General features: G+C 69.8%; 17 protein-coding genes. 12 read left to right on the top strand and 5 right to left on the bottom strand.

Translation table 11 applies throughout. From position 1 onward, the window contains the following. Nucleotides 1-55: 55 nt before the first annotated feature. The 3 genes from AB0L37_RS15200 to AB0L37_RS15190 are packed head-to-tail and all read left to right on the top strand — an operon-like array spanning nucleotide 56 to nucleotide 4,800. Nucleotides 56-859, top strand: coding sequence for a GNAT family N-acetyltransferase (locus AB0L37_RS15200; RefSeq protein ID WP_365504553.1), 804 nt, complete (start codon nucleotides 56-58; stop codon nucleotides 857-859). A gap of 58 nt (nucleotides 860-917) precedes the next feature. Further along, complete coding sequence (locus AB0L37_RS15195; RefSeq protein WP_365504551.1) at nucleotides 918-2,786, top strand: IucA/IucC family siderophore biosynthesis protein; 1,869 nt, start codon at nucleotides 918-920, stop codon at nucleotides 2,784-2,786. Nucleotides 2,787-2,826: 40 nt separating this feature from the next. Then, entirely contained in the window at nucleotides 2,827-4,800 is a 1,974-nt protein-coding gene (locus AB0L37_RS15190; protein ID WP_365504549.1) for an ATP-dependent DNA helicase, read from the top strand. 108 nt (nucleotides 4,801-4,908) lie between these two features. Here the strand turns inward: AB0L37_RS15190 and lexA are convergent, their stop codons facing one another. Continuing rightward, nucleotides 4,909-5,694: a transcriptional repressor LexA gene (gene lexA / locus AB0L37_RS15185; RefSeq protein ID WP_365504547.1), complete on the bottom strand. Its 786-nt coding sequence runs from the start codon at nucleotides 5,692-5,694 to the stop codon at nucleotides 4,909-4,911. A 516-nt stretch (nucleotides 5,695-6,210) separates the two neighbouring features. On the opposite strand from lexA, the gene nrdR reads away from it, so the two are divergent. Then, nucleotides 6,211-6,756, top strand: a complete 546-nt coding sequence (gene nrdR / locus AB0L37_RS15180) for a transcriptional regulator NrdR (RefSeq protein ID WP_365504545.1) — start codon at nucleotides 6,211-6,213, stop codon at nucleotides 6,754-6,756. A 137-nt stretch (nucleotides 6,757-6,893) separates the two neighbouring features. Further along, on the top strand, nucleotides 6,894-9,788 hold the full coding sequence (locus tag AB0L37_RS15175; protein ID WP_365504543.1) for a vitamin B12-dependent ribonucleotide reductase: 2,895 nt from the start codon (nucleotides 6,894-6,896) through the stop codon (nucleotides 9,786-9,788). A 77-nt stretch (nucleotides 9,789-9,865) separates the two neighbouring features. On the opposite strand, the gene AB0L37_RS15170 is transcribed toward AB0L37_RS15175, so the two are convergent. After that, on the bottom strand, nucleotides 9,866-10,402 hold the full coding sequence (locus tag AB0L37_RS15170) for a TerD family protein (protein WP_365504541.1): 537 nt from the start codon (nucleotides 10,400-10,402) through the stop codon (nucleotides 9,866-9,868). 114 nt (nucleotides 10,403-10,516) lie between these two features. On the opposite strand from AB0L37_RS15170, the gene AB0L37_RS15165 reads away from it, so the two are divergent. The 4 genes from AB0L37_RS15165 (at nucleotide 10,517) to AB0L37_RS15150 (ending at nucleotide 13,668) form a co-directional block, all read left to right on the top strand. Beyond that, complete coding sequence (locus tag AB0L37_RS15165) at nucleotides 10,517-11,341, top strand: arylamine N-acetyltransferase (protein WP_365504539.1); 825 nt, start codon at nucleotides 10,517-10,519, stop codon at nucleotides 11,339-11,341. A 34-nt stretch (nucleotides 11,342-11,375) separates the two neighbouring features. After that, on the top strand, nucleotides 11,376-11,981 hold the full coding sequence (locus AB0L37_RS15160; RefSeq protein WP_365504666.1) for a YdbC family protein: 606 nt from the start codon (nucleotides 11,376-11,378) through the stop codon (nucleotides 11,979-11,981). A gap of 106 nt (nucleotides 11,982-12,087) precedes the next feature. Further along, the gene (locus AB0L37_RS15155) at nucleotides 12,088-12,747 is read left to right on the top strand and encodes a histidine phosphatase family protein (protein ID WP_365504537.1); all 660 of its coding nucleotides are present in this window, start codon (nucleotides 12,088-12,090) and stop codon (nucleotides 12,745-12,747) included. A gap of 12 nt (nucleotides 12,748-12,759) precedes the next feature. Beyond that, nucleotides 12,760-13,668, top strand: coding sequence for an ADP-ribosylglycohydrolase family protein (locus AB0L37_RS15150; protein ID WP_365504535.1), 909 nt, complete (start codon nucleotides 12,760-12,762; stop codon nucleotides 13,666-13,668). Between the two features lie 72 nt (nucleotides 13,669-13,740). On the opposite strand, the gene AB0L37_RS15145 is transcribed toward AB0L37_RS15150, so the two are convergent. Beyond that, nucleotides 13,741-15,297, bottom strand: a complete 1,557-nt coding sequence (locus AB0L37_RS15145; RefSeq protein ID WP_365504533.1) for an MFS transporter — start codon at nucleotides 15,295-15,297, stop codon at nucleotides 13,741-13,743. 146 nt (nucleotides 15,298-15,443) lie between these two features. On the opposite strand from AB0L37_RS15145, the gene AB0L37_RS15140 reads away from it, so the two are divergent. The 3 genes from AB0L37_RS15140 (at nucleotide 15,444) to AB0L37_RS15130 (ending at nucleotide 17,527) form a co-directional block, all read left to right on the top strand. Beyond that, a complete protein-coding gene (locus tag AB0L37_RS15140; protein WP_365504664.1) occupies nucleotides 15,444-16,070 on the top strand; it encodes a TetR/AcrR family transcriptional regulator in 627 nt (208 codons plus the stop codon). Between the two features lie 51 nt (nucleotides 16,071-16,121). Continuing rightward, nucleotides 16,122-16,823 carry a ribonuclease HII gene (locus tag AB0L37_RS15135; protein ID WP_365504532.1) on the top strand — a complete coding sequence of 234 codons (702 nt, stop codon included), beginning with the start codon at nucleotides 16,122-16,124 and terminating at the stop codon, nucleotides 16,821-16,823. A gap of 68 nt (nucleotides 16,824-16,891) precedes the next feature. After that, the gene (locus AB0L37_RS15130) at nucleotides 16,892-17,527 is read left to right on the top strand and encodes a hypothetical protein (protein ID WP_365504530.1); all 636 of its coding nucleotides are present in this window, start codon (nucleotides 16,892-16,894) and stop codon (nucleotides 17,525-17,527) included. Nucleotides 17,528-17,602: 75 nt separating this feature from the next. Here AB0L37_RS15130 and AB0L37_RS15125 read toward each other — a convergent pair whose 3' ends face one another. Together AB0L37_RS15125 and AB0L37_RS15120 are read right to left on the bottom strand one after the other, a co-directional pair. Beyond that, nucleotides 17,603-18,241: a hypothetical protein gene (locus AB0L37_RS15125; protein WP_365504528.1), complete on the bottom strand. Its 639-nt coding sequence runs from the start codon at nucleotides 18,239-18,241 to the stop codon at nucleotides 17,603-17,605. Nucleotides 18,242-18,458: 217 nt separating this feature from the next. Then, the gene (locus tag AB0L37_RS15120; protein WP_365504526.1) at nucleotides 18,459-20,621 is read right to left on the bottom strand and encodes a RecQ family ATP-dependent DNA helicase; all 2,163 of its coding nucleotides are present in this window, start codon (nucleotides 20,619-20,621) and stop codon (nucleotides 18,459-18,461) included. Nucleotides 20,622-20,705: the final 84 nt, after the last annotated feature.

The raw sequence follows: 20,705 nt of genomic DNA, 5'->3' as shown, positions 1-20,705 counted from the left end.
GCGCGAACCCGAGGACCCACCCCGCACCACTCCACTTCCTGAGAGGAGCGTCGCCGTGCCCCCCATCGACGCGAGCACCGCCGCAGGCATCCCGCCCGTCGCCGACCCCGGTCCCTCCGCCACGCACGCGGAGAACACGGAGAACACCGACGGCCAGGACACCCTGGACCTCCGGCTGCCCGACGAACTGCTCGCGCTCATCGCCGAACAGAACGCTGCCGCCACAGCCGGCACCGACACCGGCACCGGGTCCGCCGCGCCGCACCACCCCACATCGCTGACCGAGCACGATCTGCTCGACAACGTGGGGGAGTGGGGCCCCGTCACCACCCCCTCAGGCGTGTTCCAGCTCATCCCGGCCCGCGTCGAACGCGACCTCCCGCTCATCAGCCGGTGGATGAACGACCCGGCCGTGGCCGCGTTCTGGGAGCTCGCGGGCCCGGACTCCGTGACCGCGGACCACCTGAAACCCCAACTCGACGGCGACGGGCGCAGCGTCCCCTGCCTCGGCGTCCTCGACGGCACGCCGATGAGCTACTGGGAGATCTACCGCGCCGACCTCGATCCACTGGCCCGGCACTACCCCGCCCGCCCGCACGACACCGGAATCCACCTCCTCATCGGTGGTGTCGCCAACCGCGGCCGAGGGCTCGGGACCACCCTTCTCAAAGCCGTCGCCGACCTCGTACTCGACCGTCGCCCGCAATGCGCGCGCGTCGTGGCAGAACCCGACCTTCGCAACACCCCTTCCGTCTCAGCCTTCCTGAGCGCCGGTTTCCGCCTCTCTGCCGAGGTCGACCTCCCCGACAAACGGGCGGCGCTCATGATGCGTGACCGAGCCCTGCGCGCCGTGCTCTGAGCCGGTCACTCACAGTAACGAAGCTCGACCCGATCCGGTTCCCTCGCGAGGAGTCCCCGTGCCGAATCCGCCCATCGCCCCGAGTTCAGCGGAGCAGCCCGCGCTGTACGACCCGCCCGAGCTCACGCCCGAGAACTGGGACAGGGCGGGCGCACGCCTCCTCGCCAAACTGATCGCCGAATTCGCCTACGAGGACCTGTTGCGGCCGCAGCCCGAAGACCCTGCGGCCGCATCCGGCCCCGGCCATCACCCGCACACCCTGACCGTCCCGCCCGGCCCGGACTCGGCAGGCGGCGTGCTCGGGTTCCGTGCCCGCCGCGGGGCCTACGGCAGTTGGCAGGTCGACCCCGAAAGCCTGCGCTGGTCCGCAGCGCCGGACAAGGGCGACAGCGACGAGCCCTTCGCCGACCCGCTGGCCTTTCTCCTCGCCGCCCAACACGTCCTGGGCCTGGACGGGATCACCCTCGGCCACCTCATCCGCGAACTCACCGTCACCCTCGCCGCCGACGCCCGGCTCGACCACACCGCGCTGAGCGCCGCCCGGCTCGCCGACCTCGGCTACGCGGAACTGGAGGGGCACCAGACCGGCCACCCCTGGCTCGTCCTCAACAAGGGCCGCCTCGGGTTCTCCGCCTCCGACGCCGCCCGCTGGGCTCCCGAGGCCCGCCGCCACACCGGCCTCCCGTGGATCGCGGTGCACACGAACCTCGCCACGTACCGGGGCGCGGCCGGCCTGGAGTCCGCGGACGCGCTCTACACGCGCGAACTCGACCCGCCGGTCCGGCAGTTGTTCGCCGACACGCTCCGTGCCCGCGGCCTGGACCCGGCCGGGTACCTCTATCTCCCCGTGCACCCCTGGCAGTGGGACGACGTCGTGCTGCCGCTCTTCGCGCCTTCTGTCGCCGCGAACGCGATCGTCCCGCTCCCCACCGACGGCGACCTGCGCCTGCCTCAGCAGTCGATCCGTACGTTCCTCAACAGCACCCGCCCCGAGCGTCACACCGTCAAACTGCCGCTGTCCGTTCTCAACACCCTTGTATGGCGCGGACTTCCGACGGAGCGCACTCTTGCGGCTCCCGCCGTCACGACATGGATGCACGGACTTCGGGACGCCGACGCCTTCTTGCGGGACGAATGCGGCGTCATCCTGCTGGGCGAAGTCGCCTCCGTGACGGTCCAGCACCCCTTGTACGACGGCCTCGACGAAGTGCCGTACCAGTACAAGGAACTGCTCGGCGCCATCTGGCGCGAACCCGTCTCGCGGTACCTCGCCCCCGGGGAGCGCGCCCGCACCCTCGCCTCCTTGCTGCACACCGACCCTGAAGGACGCGCGTTCACCGCGGAACTCGTCGCCCGCTCCGGCCTCGACCCGAAGACCTGGCTGCGCCGCCTCTTCGCCGCGCTGCTGCCGCCCCTGCTGCGCTTCCTCTACCGCTACGGCACCGTGTTCTCCCCGCACGGCGAGAACGCCATCGTCGTCTTCGACGACCACGACGTCCCCGTACGCCTCGCGGTGAAGGACTTCGTGGACGACGTCAACATCAGCGCCGAACCACTCCCCGAACACGACTCCATGCCCGAGGACGTACGAGACGTCCTCCTCACGGAGCGCCCCTCCTTCCTCACCCAGTTCATCCACTCCGGTCTCTTCGTCGGCGTATTCCGCTACCTGGCACCGCTGTACGAGGCACAGCTGGGCGTCCCCGAGCAGGAGTTCTGGTCGCTGGTGCGCGCCGAGATCCTGCGTCACCACGCCCGGTTCCCGGAGCTGAAGGACCGCTACGAGATGTTCGACCTGCTCACCCCGCGCATCGAGCGGCTCTGCCTCAACCGCAACCGCCTCCACCTCGACGGCTACCGCGACCGCTCCCACCGCCCGCACGCCGCGGTGCGGGGCACGGTCCCCAACCCCCTGCACCAACCGTGATCGCCGGAATGTCAGTGGTGCCGTTTAGGGTGGTCGACCTATGACGAAGCCCTCACTCCCCGATCTCCTGCACGCCGCCGTCACCTCGGTCGGCGGCACGGAGCGCCCTGGCCAGGTGACCATGGCCGAGACCGTCGCCGAGGCGATCGACGACGGTTCCCATCTGCTCGTCCAGGCGGGTACCGGCACCGGAAAGTCCTTGGGCTACCTGGTGCCGGCCCTGGCGCACGGGGAGCGCGTCGTGGTGGCCACGGCGACCCTGGCGCTGCAGCGCCAGCTCGTCGAGCGGGACCTGCCGCGCACCGTCGAGGCGCTCCACCCGCTGCTGCGCCGCCGCCCCAGCTTCGCCATGCTCAAGGGCCGGTCGAACTACCTGTGTCTGCACCGCCTCCACGAAGGCGTGCCGCAGGAAGAGGAGGAGGGCCTCTTCGACCAGTTCGAGGCGGCCGCGCCGACGAGCAAGCTGGGCCAGGACCTGCTGCGCATGCGGGACTGGGCGGACGAGACCGAGACGGGCGACCGGGACGATCTCACGCCGGGCGTCTCCGACCGTGCCTGGGCTCAGGTGTCGGTCTCCTCGCGCGAGTGCCTCGGCGCCTCGGAGTGCGCGTACGGCCAGGAGTGCTTCGCGGAGATGTCCCGCGAGCGAGCCAAGCTCTCCGACGTCATCGTGACCAATCACGCGCTCCTGGCGATCGACGCCATCGAGGGCGCGCCGGTCCTGCCGCAGCATGAGGTCCTGATCGTGGACGAGGCCCACGAGCTGGTCTCGCGCGTGACCGGGGTGGCGACCGGCGAGCTGACCCCCGGCCAGGTCAACCGCGCGGTGCGCCGCGCCGCGAAGCTGGTGAACGAGAAGGCCGCCGACCAGCTCCAGACCGCCGCCGAGGGCTTCGAGCGGCTCATGGAGCTGGCCCTGCCCGGCCGCCTCGAAGAGATCCCCGAAGACCTCGGCTACGCACTGATGGCGCTCCGCGACGCCTCCCGGACGGTGATCACGGCCCTCGGCTCCACGCGCGACAAATCCGTCCAGGACGAGGACGCCGTCCGCAAGCAGGCCCTCGCCTCTGTGGAGACGATCCATGACGTCTCGGAGCGGATCACGAACGGATCGGAGTGGGACGTCGTCTGGTACGAGCGCCACGACCGCTTCGGCGCATCCCTCCGCGTGGCCCCCATGTCCGTATCGGGCCTCCTGAGAGAGAAGCTCTTCTCCGACCGCTCCGTGGTCCTGACCTCGGCGACCCTGAAGCTCGGCGGCGACTTCAACGGGGTGGGCGCGTCCCTGGGCCTCGCCCCCGAGGGCACCACGGGCGACGACCTCCCGGTGTGGAAGGGCGTCGACGTCGGCTCGCCGTTCGACTACCCGAAGCAGGGCATCCTGTACGTCGCCAAGCACCTGGCCCGCCCCGCGCGCGAGGGCACCCGCAGCGACATGACGGACGAACTGGCCGAGCTGATGCAGGCGGCGGGCGGCAGGACCCTCGGCCTGTTCTCGTCGATGCGCGCGGCGCAGGCCGCGGCGGAGGAACTGCGCACCAGGATCCCGGAGTTCCCGATCCTGTTGCAGGGCGAGGACACCCTCGGCGAGCTGATCAAGAACTTCGCGGCGGACCCGCAGACCTGCCTGTTCGGAACGCTCTCGCTGTGGCAGGGAGTGGACGTCCCCGGTCCCAGCTGCCAGCTGGTGGTCATGGACAAGATCCCGTTCCCGCGCCCCGACGACCCGCTGATGAGCGCTCGCCAGAAGGCGGTCGAGGACGCGGGAGGCAACGGCTTCATGGCCGTGGCGGCGACCCATTCCGCGCTGCTGATGGCGCAGGGCGCCGGCCGTCTCGTACGGGCGACGGGGGACCGCGGCGTCGTCGCGGTGCTCGACCCCCGACTGGCCACGGCCCGCTACGGAAGCTATCTGCGGGCTTCGATGCCGGACTTCTGGTACACCACGGACCGCAATCAGGTGCGCCGCTCGCTCTCGGCGATCGACGCGGCGGCGAAGGCCGACGGCAAGTAGTCCGCGCGCGACCGCGGCCCTGCGCTTTCCGCGCAGGGCCGCGGTCGCGGACAGCGCAGGGCCCCGGAACCGGCGCAGTTGGTTCCGGGGCCCGGTCAGGGAGGAGCGTCAGACGCGCCGCAGGACGGCCACCACCTTGCCCAGGATGGTCGCCTCGTCACCGGGGATCGGCTGGTACGCGGAGTTGTGCGGCAGTAGCCACACATGGCCGTCCTCACGCTTGAAGCGCTTCACGGTGGCCTCGCCGTCCAGCATCGCGGCCACGATGTCACCGTTCTCGGCGACCGGCTGACGGCGGACCGTGACCCAGTCCCCGTCGCAGATCGCGGCCTCGATCATGGAGTCACCGACGACCTTGAGGACGAACAGCTCACCGTCGCCGACCAGCTGCCGGGGGAGCGGGAAGACATCCTCGACCGACTCCTCGGCGAGGATCGGCCCACCGGCGGCGATCCGGCCGACCAGCGGCACGTACGAGGCGGCCGGCTTGCCCGCGGTGTCCGTGGGCTGCGCGCTGGGCTGGTCCGAGCCCCGGACCTCGTACGCGCGGGGACGGTGCGGGTCCCGGCGCAGGAAGCCCTTGCGCTCCAGGGCCATCAGCTGGTGGGCGACCGACGACGTGCTGGACAGGCCGACCGCCTGACCGATCTCCCGCATCGACGGCGGGTACCCCCGGCGCTGGACCGAGTCGCGAATGACCTCGATCACTCGACGCTGGCGGTCGGTGAGGCCCGAGCTGTCCGCGCGGATCCCTGGAGGTCGGCCGGGCAAGGAGCGCCCGGGCTTGGGCCCCTCCTGGCTCATGGCTGCGTCATTCATGGCATGCACCGGCTCGAGTCGGCCCTGGGCGCGGCCCTGGGCAGTGATGGTGGCACTGTCTGCGGTCGTGGTCACGTCGGTCGGCCCCTCTCGAGAATGTCTCCCTAGCTAGCCAACGGTAGTTCCTTTCGAAAGGTTGCGCCAAACACACGTTCGAGTGAAAAAACGCAGATTACTTGTCGTGATCATGCGCCTAGGTGTATGGCTGCCGATCGGGCTTCCAGGCAATTCGGTTCAATCCGGTACGCTTCACCGCCGGGACCGAGACCCGCTCCGTGGGCCGTCCCAGTCTGCCATTCGTGGCCTCGTCGATCAGGCACCACCCCCTCCTCCCGTGCGTCGTGCCGGTGAAGGCCTGTGGCCTGTGGGGTTGTGCGGGTGCGCCTCGTGAACTCCCGGGCCGCGACACGCTCTAGGGCCGAAAAAGCAGCCGAACCCCAGATGTAGTGGTTGGATTGCATCAGCAGCCCAGAAGTTGTGGTCCCCGGTCCTTCAGGCCGGTGGTCATCGCCTATGCTTGGGGCTGTCGCGAGGGGCATGACCAGCCTCTCGGGGCTATCGAGTCGTGCCGTGAAGGAGGGTTGGGAGTTCATGCACTGCCCCTTCTGCAGGCATCCCGACAGCCGTGTCGTCGACAGCCGCACCACCGACGACGGCACGTCGATCCGCCGGCGCCGTCAGTGCCCGGACTGCTCCCGTCGTTTCACGACGGTGGAGACGTGCTCACTGATGGTGGTCAAGCGGAGCGGGGTGACCGAACCTTTCAGTCGCACCAAGGTCATCAACGGCGTGCGCAAGGCATGTCAGGGGCGGCCGGTCACCGAGGACGCCCTCGCCCAGCTCGGCCAGCGGGTCGAGGAGGCGGTGCGCGCCACCGGAAGCGCCGAACTGACCACCCATGACGTGGGCCTGGCCATACTCGGCCCGCTTCAGGAGCTGGACCTCGTGGCCTACCTGCGGTTCGCGTCCGTCTACCGGGCGTTCGACTCGCTGGAGGACTTCGAGTCGGCGATCGCGGAACTGAGGGAACACACGCGCGGCGCGCAGGCGGCCGACGCGGGCGGAGAACGCGTAGAGAGTGACTGCGGGCCCGGAGGGACTGTCGAAGTCCCCGTGCCCGCCCACGCCGCCGACTGACCGGCCAGGGGCCGGGCGGCGACGAACCACAGACCTGTTGCGGGCGGCGAGAGCGGCGTCCGCGACACAAGACACACACCGTGCACGGGAAGATCCGGGCACTTTTGGGCGTTTTAGCCCGGTATATGGGAGGCGGCATGACAGAGACGGCGAGCGGCCCGGCACGAGGTTCCCGCACCAAGGGTTCCAAGGCCACCAAGGGTCTGCGCATCGAGCGCATCCACACCACCCCCGGCGTGCACCCGTACGACGAGGTGGAATGGGCGCGTCGTGACGTCGTCATGACCAATTGGCGCGACGGCTCGGTCAATTTCGAGCAGCGTGGCGTCGAGTTCCCCGAGTTCTGGTCGGTGAACGCGGTCAACATCGTCACCAGCAAGTACTTCCGCGGTGCAGTCGGCACGCCGCAGCGTGAAGTGAGCCTCAAGCAGCTCATCGACCGCATTGTGAAGACGTATCGGAAGGCCGGCGAGGACTACAAGTACTTCGCCTCGCCCGCCGACGCCGAGATCTTCGAGCACGAGTTGGCGTACGCCCTCCTGCACCAGATCTTCAGCTTCAACTCGCCCGTGTGGTTCAACGTGGGCACGCCGCAGCCGCAGCAGGTCTCCGCCTGCTTCATCCTTGCCGTCGACGACTCCATGGAGTCGATCCTCGACTGGTACAAGGAAGAGGGCATGATCTTCAAGGGCGGCTCCGGCGCCGGCCTGAACCTCTCCCGTATCCGCTCCTCCAAGGAACTCCTCTCCTCCGGCGGCAACGCCTCGGGTCCGGTTTCCTTCATGCGCGGTGCCGACGCCTCCGCAGGAACGATCAAGTCGGGTGGCGCCACGCGCCGCGCGGCCAAGATGGTCATCCTCGACGTCGACCACCCCGACATCGAGGACTTCATCGAGACCAAGGTGAAGGAAGAGGAGAAGATCCGCGCCCTGCGTGACGCGGGCTTCGACATGGACCTGGGCGGCGACGACATCACGTCCGTCCAGTACCAGAACGCCAACAACTCGGTCCGCGTGAACGACACGTTCATGAAGGCGGTCGAGGAGGGCGGCAAGTTCGGCCTCACCTCCCGTATGACGGGCGAGGTCATCGAGGAGGTCGACGCCAAGTCGCTCTTCCGCAAGATGGCCGAGGCCGCCTGGGCCTGTGCCGACCCCGGCATCCAGTACGACGACACCATCAACCACTGGCACACGTGCCCGGAGTCCGGCCGGATCAACGGCTCGAACCCGTGCAGCGAGTACATGCACCTGGACAACACGTCCTGCAACCTCGCCTCGCTGAACCTGATGAAGTTCCTCAAGGACGACGGCCTGGGCAACCAGTCCTTCGACGTCGAGCGCTTCTCCAAGGTCGTCGAGCTGGTCATCACCGCGATGGACATCTCCATCTGCTTCGCGGACTTCCCCACCGAGAAGATCGGTGAGAACACCCGCGCCTTCCGTCAGCTCGGCATCGGCTACGCGAACCTGGGCGCCCTGCTCATGGCGACCGGCCACGCCTACGACTCGGACGGCGGCCGCGCCCTCGCCGGCGCCATCACGTCGCTGATGACGGGTACGTCGTACAAGCGCTCCGCCGAACTGGCCGCCGTCGTCGGCCCGTACGACGGCTACGCCAAGAACGCCACGCCGCACCAGCGCGTCATGAAGCAGCACGCCGACGCCAACACCGCGGCCGTGCGCATGGACGACCTGGACACCCCGATCTGGGCCGCCGCCACGGAGGCCTGGCAGGACGTCGTCCGCCTCGGTGAGAAGAACGGTTTCCGTAACGCCCAGGCGTCGGTCATCGCCCCGACCGGCACCATCGGTCTCGCGATGTCCTGCGACACCACCGGCCTCGAGCCCGACCTCGCCCTGGTCAAGTTCAAGAAGCTGGTCGGCGGCGGCTCGATGCAGATCGTCAACGGCACCGTCCCGCAGGCCCTGCGCCGCCTGGGCTACCAGGAGGAGCAGATCGAGGCGATCGTCGCCCACATCGCCGAACACGGCAATGTGATCGACGCCCCGGGCCTGAAGACCGAGCACTACGAGGTCTTCGACTGCGCCATGGGTGAGCGCTCCATCTCCGCGATGGGCCACGTCCGCATGATGGCGGCCATCCAGCCGTGGATCTCGGGCGCCCTCTCCAAGACGGTCAACCTGCCGGAGACGGCGACCGTCGAGGACGTCGAGGAGGTCTACTTCGAGGCGTGGAAGATGGGCGTCAAGGCGCTCGCGATCTACCGCGACAACTGCAAGGTCGGCCAGCCCCTCTCCGCCAAGACCAAGGAGAAGGAGAAGACCGAGGTCACGGAGAAGGCCGAGGCCGAGATCCGCAAGGCCGTCGAGAAGGTCGTCGAGTACCGCCCGGTCCGCAAGCGCCTGCCCAAGGGCCGTCCCGGCATCACCACCTCCTTCACCGTGGGTGGCGCCGAGGGCTACATGACCGCCAACTCCTACCCGGACGACGGTCTCGGCGAGGTCTTCCTGAAGATGTCCAAGCAGGGCTCCACCCTCGCCGGCATGATGGACGCCTTCTCCATCGCCGTCTCGGTCGGCCTCCAGTACGGCGTGCCGCTGGAGACCTACGTCTCGAAGTTCACCAACATGCGCTTCGAGCCGGCCGGCATGACGGACGACCCGGACGTGCGGATGGCGCAGTCGATCGTCGACTACATCTTCCGTCGCCTGGCGCTCGACTTCCTGCCCTTCGAGACGCGCTCCGCGCTCGGCATCCACTCCGCCGAGGAGCGTCAGCGTCACCTGGAGACGGGCTCCTACGAGCCCGCCGAGGACGAGGTCGACGTCGAGGGCCTGGCCCAGTCCGCGCCCCGCGCGCAGGAGCTGAAGGCCGTCGAGACGCCGAAGGCCGAGGCCGCCGCGGTGGTGCCCGCCCCGAAGCAGGCCCACACCAGCGCCGAGCTCGTGGAGATGCAGCTGGGCATCCAGGCCGACGCCCCGCTCTGCTTCTCCTGCGGTACGAAGATGCAGCGCGCCGGCTCCTGCTACATCTGCGAGGGCTGCGGCTCGACCAGCGGTTGCAGCTGATCGCTGAACGCCTGAGCTGAGGGGCGGCGGGACCACCACGGTCCCGCCGCCCTTCGGCGTTCGTACGCGTCTCTCTGCTACAAGGCGCCCATCGCGGCGGCGAAGGCGGTCAGGTCGCCGTCGAAGCCACGTATGAGCTCGCGGAACGACCACTCGCCGTCGGCGTCGCGGGTGAACTCGGCGACGGTGGCGGCCGAGTGGGCGGCCACCGCCGAGAGGTCGTGCTGCGACAAGTCGGTGTAGCCCTCGCGTATGCGCACCGCCGTGTTCGCGACGTCCCAGAACGTCTTCGTCCGGCCGGCCCCTTCCTCGTTCTGCTGGACGGCCACACCCACGACCACGCGCGCGTACCGCGCCGCGAGTCGCTCGAGCTCGATCGTCATGACCTCGTCGAAGCCGAAACCCTGCCCGGTCCTGCTGTCACGGTTCAGCGTGATCGTCCCGTCGGGGGAGCGCCTGTCGAAGTGGACGAGGTAATCGGGTCTGCCGTACGGATCGTCGCTCGTGTACGTCGCGGCGACGAGGTCCAGGTCGTCGGGGGGCGAGCCGAGCGGGCTCGGATCCCACTTCAGCCCGACCTCGACCTTGTCGATCCCCTTGCGAAGGCTGCTCACCGAACTCCCCCTTCTCGGTGCGTCGTTGATTCCGGATACCGCGTGCAGTGCACACGCTACGTCGTCGCACTGACATCGGGGTGCCGCGGGGGAGAAGCGAGGGATCATGGGGGCATGACCTGGAACGGGGAAGAACTCGACGTCGACGCCTACCTGGCGCGAACCGGCTTCACGGGGGACCTGAAGCCCGACACGGAGACGCTGCACGCGCTGCACCGCGCACATGTGGCCGCGATTCCGTTCGAGAACCTGGAGATGATGCTCGGCAGGCCCGTGTTGCTCGATCTGCCCGCCCTGCAGGACAAGTTGGTCCGCCGGCGCCGCGGCGGGTACTGCTACGAACACAACCTGCTGTTCGCCGCCCTTCTGGAGCGAATCGGCTTCTCCGTCACAGGACTTGGCGCCCGCGTCCGCCTGGGCACCTCTTCTGTGCGTCCCGTGACGCACATGCTGACCCGGGTCTCGACGGGCGAGGGCGAGGAGTGGCTGTGCGACGTCGGCTTCGGGGCAGCAGGTCTGAGGGGGCCGATCCCGCTCCGCGACGGCGCTCAAGTGCGCCAAGGGGTATGGGAGTTCGGGCTGGCCAAGGAGGGTGACGACCTGTGGGTGCTGCGCAGCCTGCGGCCCGAGGGCTGGCGCGACCTCTATGCCTTCACTCTGGAGGAGCGCCATCCCGTCGACTACATAGTGCTCAATCACTACACCTCCACGCATACAAGGTCGACGTTCATCCGGCGCCCTGTGGTGCAGTACGCCGCCAAGGATGCCCGGCGCCTGCTCACCGGGAGCGATCTGGTCGTCGAGTACGCCAACGGGGATCGGACCGAACGGACCGTTCAGGCGGGCGAGTTGAAGGAGGTGCTCGACCGTGAGTTCGGGATCGGCCTGAGTGACGAGGAACTCGCCGAGCTGGAGCGCGTGCACTACGCCGGAGAGTGACCCCATGTCACGCACCGCGCCGTACGATGGCGCGGTGCTGGTCAAGTGGATTCGCTGCACTGTGGTGGACCGTCGGGGGTTCGAGCGGGGACAGCGGAAATGGGCGGGGCTCCTTGGAGAGCCGGGGTTCCGGGGGCAGGGCGGGGGCTGGAGCAGGCAGCGTCCCGACGTGGCGCACGTCTTCGCCTTCTGGGAGAGCCGTGCCTTCTACGACTCCTTCATGGCGCGCTCCCACGACCGGCTCGCGGCGTCGCAGTCGGGGACGTACAAGGACATCCAGGTGAAGCTGTTCGACCACCTCTTCGATGTGAAGACCGGCTTCGAGCCGATCTTCACGGACGCGGACGTCGTACGGGTCGCCCACTGCGAGGTGAACGCCGAGCGGGCCGAGCACTTCACCTTGATGCAGCAGAAGGTCTGGAACCCGGCGATGGCAGGCTCGCCCGGCATGATCCGCGGCCTCTTCGGTGAGGCGCCGGGCGACGAGTTCCTGGTCCTGTCCATGTGGAGATCGGCCGCCGAGCACGGCAAGTACCAGGTGGACCGGGTGGAGCGGCTCTCGCTGCGTGCCCAGACCGATGTCGACGTGGCCGCGATCTCCGGTGACATCGTGCAGCTGGAGCCGACCTGGACGGTGTAGCCGGACGTGGACAAACGGGGCACACGCGCGCGTGAGCCGTGTGAAGATACGCCGGATGGGGACGTACGAGTGCTCGAACCGGGCCGAACCGATCTAGGGTCTGTGCATGGCACGACCGCGGCGCATCGTTCTGGTCCGGCACGGCGAGTCCGAGGGGAATGCGGACGACACCGTGTACGAGCGCGAGCCCGACCATGCTCTGGCGCTCACCGAGAAGGGCTGGCGCCAGGCCGAGGAGACCGGCAAGGAACTGCGGGATCTGTTCGGTCGCGAGCGGGTGAGTGTCTACGTCTCGCCCTACCGCCGCACCCATGAGACGTTCCGCGCCTTCCGGCTCGACCCGGATCTCGTACGGGTGCGGGAGGAGCCGAGGCTGCGCGAGCAGGACTGGGGGAACTGGCAGGACCGTGACGACGTACGCCTGCAGAAGGCGTACCGGGACGCGTACGGGCACTTCTTCTACCGCTTCGCCCAGGGCGAGTCGGGGGCGGACGTGTACGACCGGGTGGGGGCGTTCCTGGAGAGCCTGTACCGCAGCTTCGAGGATCCGGACCACCCGCCGAACGTCCTGCTCGTGACCCACGGCCTGACCATGCGGCTCTTCTGCATGCGCTGGTTCCACTGGACCGTCGCGGATTTCGAGTCGCTCTCGAATCCGGGGAACGCGGAGACGCGCACGCTCGTTCTCGGGGAGAACGGCAAGTACACGATGGACAGAGAATTCGACCGCTGGTGCGAACCGGAATCGTACGGAGTCACCGGATAGGCTGGCAGAGCGATGACCGTTGACTCCTCTCCCGACAGGCGCCTGGACCGCGCGCTGTCCAGCCTGCGCGGACTGAGTGTGGGCGACGCGCTGGGCTCACAGTTCTTCGTTCCTGAGAACTATCCGCTGCTCAAGAGCCGTGCCCTGCCGGACGGTGTCTGGGAGTGGACCGACGACACCGAGATGGCGTGCTCCGTGGTGGCCGTACTGGCCGCGCACGGCCGCATCGACCAGGACGACCTCGCCCGCTCCTTCGCCGAGCACCATGACTTCGACCGCGGCTACGGCCCCGCCGTGAACCGGCTGCTGCGGCAGATCCGGGAGGGCGGCGACTGGCGCGCGCTGGCGTCCGCCCTGTTCAAGGGGCAGGGCTCGTGGGGCAACGGCGCGGCGATGCGGATCGCCCCGCTCGGCGCCTACTACGCCGACGACCCCGAGCAGGCCACGCACCAGGCCGAGATCTCGGCCTACCCCACGCACCAGCACCGTGAGGCCGTGGTCGGAGCGATGGCCGTGGCCGCCGCCGCGGCGCTCGTGGCCTCCCCGTCCGGTCCGCCGACCTCGCGCGATCTGCTGGACGGCGTGATCGCGCTCGTGCCGCGCAGCGCGGTGGGCGCGGGGCTGCGCAGGGCCAAGGACATGCTCGACTACGGCGACCCGGCCACCGTGGCCGCGGTCCTAGGCTGCGGCAGACGCACGACCGCGCACGACACCGTGCCGTTCGCCCTGTGGTCGGCCGCGCGCGGGCTCGGCGACTTCGAGCAGGCCTTCTGGAGCACCGCCCAGGTGGGCGGCGACATGGATACGACCTGCGCGATCGTCGGCGGTGTCGTCGCGGCCGAGAAGATCGGGGCGCCGCCGGCCGCATGGCTGGAGCGCACCGAGCCGCTCGCGCAGTGGATGCCCACCGCGTCGGTCTGAGCGCGTACGCCGGGTCGGCCCCATGGTGGGGACGGCCCGGCGCCTACAGACGTGTACGGTCCGGAGCCTGACTCAGCCTCCGGCGGGACCTACCGCGCTCGCCGTACCGGCGAGCGCCTCCAGGTCGCTCTTCCGTACCTTGATCACCAGGGCGGCGACGATCAACGCGAGTACCGCCATCGCGGCCGCCGGTATGAAGGCCGTCGAGATGCCGTGGGCCAGCACCTCATGGCCCCAAGGAGCGGGCAGCTCATGGGTCTTCGCGAATGTCGCCTTCTGTTCCGGTGAGGCGTTCGCCATGAAGTCGGCCGCCTGGCTCCTGCCTTCGTCACGGCTCGCCGTGCCGAAGACCGTGGTCAGGATGGACAGGCCGAGCGAACCGCCCACTTGCTGCGTGGTGTTGAGCAGACCCGACGCGGCGCCCGCTTCGTGCGGCGCGACGCCGGAGACCGCGGTGACCGTCACCGTCACGAAGTTCAGCCCCATACCGAAGCCGAAGATCAGCATCGGGCCGAGCACCCCGCCGACGTACGAGCTGTCGGGGCTGATGAACGTCTGCCACACGAGACCGATCACCACGAGCGCGGAACCGCCCGCCATGAACGGCTTCGGCCCGAGGACCGGCAGGAACCGCTGGGACAGACCCGCGCCGACCGCGATCGCCGCGGTCACCGGGAGGAAGGCGAGACCAGCCTTGATCGGCGAGTAGTCCAGCACGTTCTGCACGAACAGCACGATGAAGAAGAACATGCCGAACATGGCCGCGGCGAGGCTCAGCATGATCACGTACGTGCCCGAACGGTTGCGGTCGGCGAACATCCGCAGGGGCGTGATCGGATCCTTGGCGCGGCTCTCGATCGCCACGAACGCGAGCAGCAGGACGACGGCCGCCCCGAAGGACCCCAGCGTCAGACTGTCCCGCCAGCCCTCCTCGGAGGCGCGGATGAAGCCGTACACGAGCGCTGCCATGCCGAGCGTCGAGGTGAGCGCGCCGGATATGTCGAAGCTGCCGGGGTGCCGCTCCGACTCGTTGATGTAGCGCGGGGTGACCACGGCGATCAGGATGCCGATGGGTACGTTCACGAACAGCACCCAGCGCCAGTCGAGCCACTCCGTGAGCATGCCGCCCGCGAGGAGTCCGACGGCGCCGCCGCCCGCGGACACCGCGGCGAAGACTCCGAACGCCCGGTTCCGCTCGGGCCCTTCGGGGAACGTCGTGGTGATGAGGGCCAGCGAAGTGGGTGACGCGATCGCGCCGCCCACGCCCTGAAGGGCGCGCGCTGCCAGCAACTGCCAGGGTTCCTGGGCGAGTCCGCCCAGCAGGGAGGCGACGGTGAAGAGCAGGATGCCGGTGATGAAGACCCGGCGGCGGCCGAGGATGTCACCCGCGCGACCGCCCAGGAGCAGCAGCCCGCCGAAGGTGAGCGTGTAGGCGCTGACGACCCATGTCAGGTCGGTCGTCGAGAATTTGAGAGCGTCCTGAATGTGCGGGAGTGCGATGTTCACAATCGTGGCATCGAGGACGACCATGAGTTGGCAGGCGGCGATGACGGTGAGTGCGATGCCGGGATGCCCCTCCCGGCGGGCGGCCCCGGGCTTCTGATCTTGCGTTAACTGAGAGGTTGTCACTATGGATCCCCCACAAGAGCGTTAGTGAACGATCGCGTTCACTGTCATGTTCAACGGTAGTGACTCCCCTTCAGTGAACGCAACCGTTCACTGAAACCGCTGCCGTGCGTTCGGACCGCTCTCGGACTGTCAACGGAGAGATGACGATGGTTACTTCGCGCTGGACGGCCGCTCCCGCCCAGTCGGCCGCCTCCCTGCGCAGGCGTGGTCCCGTGCTCGAACGGGCCATCCTGGAGGCCGCGTTGGATCAGCTCAGTACGGTCGGCTGGAACGGCCTGACCATGGAAGGCGTCGCCGCGGGGGCGCAGACCGGCAAGGCCGCGGTGTACCGGCGCTGGCCCTCCAAGGAGGACCTCGTCGTCGACGCGCTGCGGGCGGCGCTGCCGACGCTCGACGCGGTGCCGGATCTGGGCAGCCTGCGCGAAGATCTTCTGGAGCTGTGCCGGCAGGCGAGGGCGGCCATGTTCTCGCGGCCCGGCTTCGCGCTGCGCTCGGTGGTTCACGAGTGCGACACGTTCACCGCGGAGCGCTTCCACAGCGTGATCGTCGAAGGGGTCGTCGAGCCGAGCGTGCGGCTGATCAGGGAAGTCGTACGTCGTGGAATCGAGCGCGGTGAGGTGCGTGCGGACGCGTCGGACTCCTACGTGTGCGACGTGATCCCGGCGATGATGATGTACCGCTCCAAGATGTGCGGAAGTGAATGGGAAGAGGCCGATCTGGTGGAGCTGATCGACCGCGTGATGGTGCCCCTGCTCAGGTCGCACCAGGCTTGAGGCCTGCCGGGTGTCGCGCAGGGGGCTCGGCGGCGTACGCTGTCTGCCGCCATGCCGTACGAAGCACCCACCCACACCGTCGAGCGCTCACTGCGCGCCACTACCGGGGCCAAGATCGTCGCCGGTGTCGATGAGGTCGGCCGCGGTGCCTGGGCCGGCCCCGTCACCGTCTGCGCCGCCGTCACCGGGCTGCGCCGCCCGCCACAGGGGCTGACCGACTCCAAGCTGATCAGCCCCAAGCGCCGCGAGGAACTCGCGGTCGAGCTGGAGGGCTGGGTCACGGCGCACGCCCTGGGCCATGCCTCCCACGAGGAGATCGACGACCTGGGCATGACGGCGGCGCTCCGCCTCGCGGCCGTGCGCGCGCTCGAGGCGCTGCCGGTCCGGCCCGACGCGATCATCCTCGACGGGAAGCACGACTACCTGGGCGATCCCTGGCAGGTCCGTACGGTCATCAAGGGGGACCGTTCCTGCATCGCCGTCGCCGCCGCGTCGGTGATTGCCAAGGTCCGCCGCGACAAAATGATGGCCGAACTGGGTGTCGACCATGCAGACTTCGGGTTTGCGGCCAACGCCGGATACCCGTCGCCGGTGCATCGCGCCGCGCTGGAGGAGCGGGGGCCCACCCCGTACCACCGACTTTCGTGGGCGTATCTTGATGCGCTGCCCCAGTGGCGGCACCTCAAGAAGGCCCGCAGCTGGGCGGACGTCGGCGTTCCGCAGATCGAGGGCCAGCTCGGCTTCGACTTCTGACCACCGCGCCCGCACAGATGTGCCCCCCGCTGGCGCAATCCGCACCTGCGTTTGATAGATATCACCTCATGCCTCTCATTCCCGAGGAGCCTCAGATTCACGAGAGCGCCCAGGGTCCCCGCGCCACGCCGGCCAGCAGCCGCACCGCGCCGACCCCTCGACCCGTACCCGGCCCGCGTCCCGCGGCGCCGTCGCGACCCGGCCGCCCGGGTCCCGTAAGGCCCACGCCTCCCGCGCAGCGCATGCCGCGCGAGACGGCCGGTGCCCCCACGCCGGGGCCGAACGCCCCGGCCACGCCGTCGACTTCGACCTCCCAGCCGCAGATCCAGCTCATCCCGGCCTCGGCCGAGGGCGCGCTGGACGCCGCCGAGGAAGCCGTCGACCTGCTGCTCGACTCGGGCCGCAAGCCCGGCGAGGTCCTGGTGATCACCACGGGTGACGCGCACCCGTGGGCCGCGCACGAGCTGTCGTTCGGCGAGGAGTCCTACTGGGCGCAGCATGACGCGGGGGACGACGTCTTCTACGCCGACGCCTCGGCCCTGAACCGTGCCGCAGCGCGACCGGTGGTCGTCGTCGCCGTGAACGGCGGCGCCGACGAGACGGCCGCGACGGCGCTGCCGCTCGCCCTCGGCCGGGCCGGTGCCCTGCTGATCGTGTGCGGCGACCCGCAGCGCATCAACGCGCTCCTCGGCGCAGGGGTCTGACGCACGGCTTGCCGGCTGCCCGCACCGCTCAGCGGTGACCGGGGAGCCCGGCAGGCCGTCGCACGGTCCGGCAGGTCAGCGGGCCGCCGCGCGGCGCAGCATCTCCGTCGCGGCACCGCCGGTCCGCGGCGCGGGCTGCTCGTCCCCGCCGAGCACCTCGGCCACGGAACCGACGCTGGGGCGCCGGCCGCCGCGGCCCTCGCCGAGCACCTGCCAGCCGTCACGGGTCATCGTGATGTAGGCCCCGCAGCGCAGGCCGTGCAGCGTGCAGGCGTCGCGCAGGCCCCACATCCAGGCTCCGTCCTCCTCCGTCCAACGGGCGTCCCCGTCGCGGCAGTAGAGCAGGACGGCGGTACGCACCGGGGTCCGCCGGCGCAGATCGTGCGGGATGACCCGGCGCAGCTGCGACAGCAGGGCGTTGCGGAACGTCCAGCCGTCGGTGGCGGTGTCGCGGCGCGCGAACGAGGCGCTCGCCCGCAGCCGTTCGTCCGGGTCCAGGACGGCCACCACGGCGGTCATCGGCAAGGGGCGATGGCGGGTGTGCAGGCCGGTGACGACCTCACGGGGGTTGCGCAGCAGCGGGATCCCGGCTGCCGCCCATTCCGCGGGGTCGAGCAGCCTGGTGGGTCGGTTGGCGGAATCGGCGGACCTCTCGGTGCGCATCGAGGACGCGGACAGCGATGTCGCCGAGGACGGAGCGAATCCGAAGGTCACGGTCCTCCCTTCGGCTACACGCCCACACAAGGGGGCGGGGTCGGACTGGGGGAGCGCACCGCAGCACAGCCCTACCGGACCACGGGAGCCACGCGGGAGCGAGACCAATTCTTCCCGTCGTACTGGCACTCGGCAACGAGCAATTGAGCTTGCGGACCGGTATCTGGCGATGCGTCACCTATATCCCTGCCCAGAGGTCACCCCTTGGACGCCTGCCTCAGCCTTGTACGGCGAGGACCAGCGGCAACACCCCCTCGGCTCCGGCCCGGCGCAGCAACCGGGCGGCCATGGCGAGTGTCCAGCCGGTCTCCGTGAAGTCGTCGACGAGCAGGACCGGGCCACCCGCGCGCGCGAGTGCCTCGGCGAGCTCGGGCGCCACCGTCAACGTGCCGTCGAGGGCCCGCAGCCGCTGCGCGCTGTTGCTCCGGGGGATGTGCGCGGTGTCGCTGCCGGGCGCGTACGTGATCCGGCCCAGCAGGGGCATGCGCCCGACCTGCGCGATGCCGGCGCCCAGCGATTCGATGAGCTGCGGCCGGGTGTGGGACGACATGGTGACCACGCCCACGGGGCGCGGCTGCGCGTCGGGGGCGCCGGAGGCCCAGCCACCCGGCCCCTTCGCCCAGTCGGCGAGGACCTCCACGACCGCCCGCGCCACATCGTCCGGGACCGGGCCGTCCGGAGCCTGAGGGGTGAGCATGGGGCGCAGCCTGTTGCCCCAGCCGATGTCCGAGAGCCTGCCGAGGGCCCGCCCCGTGCCCGCCTGCTCGCCCGCGGGGATCCGCCCCTTGAGGTCGATGCCCACGGCCGCGAGTCCGGTGGGCCACATCTTGCGGGGCTCCACGTCCACGCCCGGGCGGCCGAGTTCGCCCTTGGCCGAGGTGAGCGCCTGAGCCGATACGGCGGTCGCGAACCTCGGCTCCGCGCAGTTGTCACAGCGGCCGCAGGGGGCCGCCGCCTCGTCGTCCAGCTGGCGGCGCAGGAACTCCATGCGGCAGCCGGTCGTCGTCGCGTAGTCGCGCATCGCCTGCTGCTCCGCCTCGCGCTGCTTGGCGACCCACGCGTAGCGCTCGGTGTCGTACACCCAGGGTTGTCCCGTGGAGATCCAGCCGCCCTTGACGCGGTGCACCGCACCGTCCACGTCGAGGACCTTGAGCATCGTCTCCAGGCGTGAGCGGCGCAGCTCCACAAGGGGTTCGAGGGCGGGGAGGGAGAGCGGCCTCTCGGACGCGGCGAGCACGTCCAACGTACGTCGTACCTGCTCCTCCGGTGGGAAGGCGAGCGAGGCGAAGTAGCGCCAGATCGCCTCGTCCTCCTTGCCGGGCAGCAGCAGGACCTCGGCGTGCTCGACACCGCGCCCGGCGCGCCCCACCTGCTGGTAGTAGGCGATCGGTGACGAGGGTGAGCCCAGGTGCACGACGAACCCCAGGTCGGGCTTGTCGAAACCCATGCCGAGCGCGGAGGTGGCGACCAGGGCCTTCACCCGGTTCGCGAGCAGGTCCTCCTCGGCCTGCTGCCGGTCCGCGTTCTCCGTCTTGCCGGTGTACGAGGTGACGGTGTGCCCGCACTGGCGCAAGTAGGCCGTGACCTCCTCGGCGGCGGCGACCGTGAGGGTGTAGATGATCCCGGAGCCCGGCAGCTCGTCCAGGTGATCGGCGAGCCAGGCCAACCGGTGTGCGGCATCCGGCAGTTGGAGCACGCTCAGGCTCAGGCTCTCCCGGTCGAGGGGCCCGCGCAGCACGAGCGCGTCCGAGCTGCCGCCCGTGCCCAGCTGGTCGGCGACGTCGGCCGTCACCCGCGCGTTGGCCGTCGCCGTGGTGGCCAGGACGGGGACGCCCTGCGGCAGATCGGCCAGCATCGTGCGCAGACGCCGGTAGTCGGGACGGAAGTCGTGCCCCCAGTCCGAGATGCAGTGCGCCTCGTCGACCACCAACAGGCCGGTAGCCGAGGCGAGTTGAGGCAGGACGTTGTCCCGGAAGTCCGGGTTGTTGAGCCGCTCCGGGCTCACCAGGAGCACATCGACCTCACCGGCGGCGACCTCGGTGCGGACGGCGTCCCATTCCTCGGTGTTCGACGAGTTGATCGTGCGCGCTCGGATGCCGGCGCGCTCGGCCGCCTCCACCTGGTTGCGCATCAGGGCCAGGAGCGGCGAGACGATCACGGTCGGGCCGCTGCCGCGCTCACGCAGCAGCGCCGTCGCCACGAAGTACACCGCGGACTTGCCCCAGCCGGTGCGCTGCACGACGAGGGCCCGTCTGTGGTCGGCGACCAGCGCCTCGATCGCGCGCCACTGGTCCTCGCGCAGCCGGGCCGTACCGGTCGGATCTCCGACGAGGCGGGCGAGGACGGCATCGGCGGCAGTCCGCAGGTCTTCGTTGCTCATGCCCCCATGCAACCCGATGGGACTGACATCGCGCGAACGGCCCCGCCGACCTGTGGACAATTCATGTCGTGTCCCTGATCGAGG

It is taken from the genome of Streptomyces sp. NPDC052225, from assembly GCF_040679615.1.
In the GTDB taxonomy this organism is placed as follows: domain Bacteria; phylum Actinomycetota; class Actinomycetes; order Streptomycetales; family Streptomycetaceae; genus Streptomyces.
This window is presented reverse-complemented; position numbering and strand designations above follow the sequence as displayed.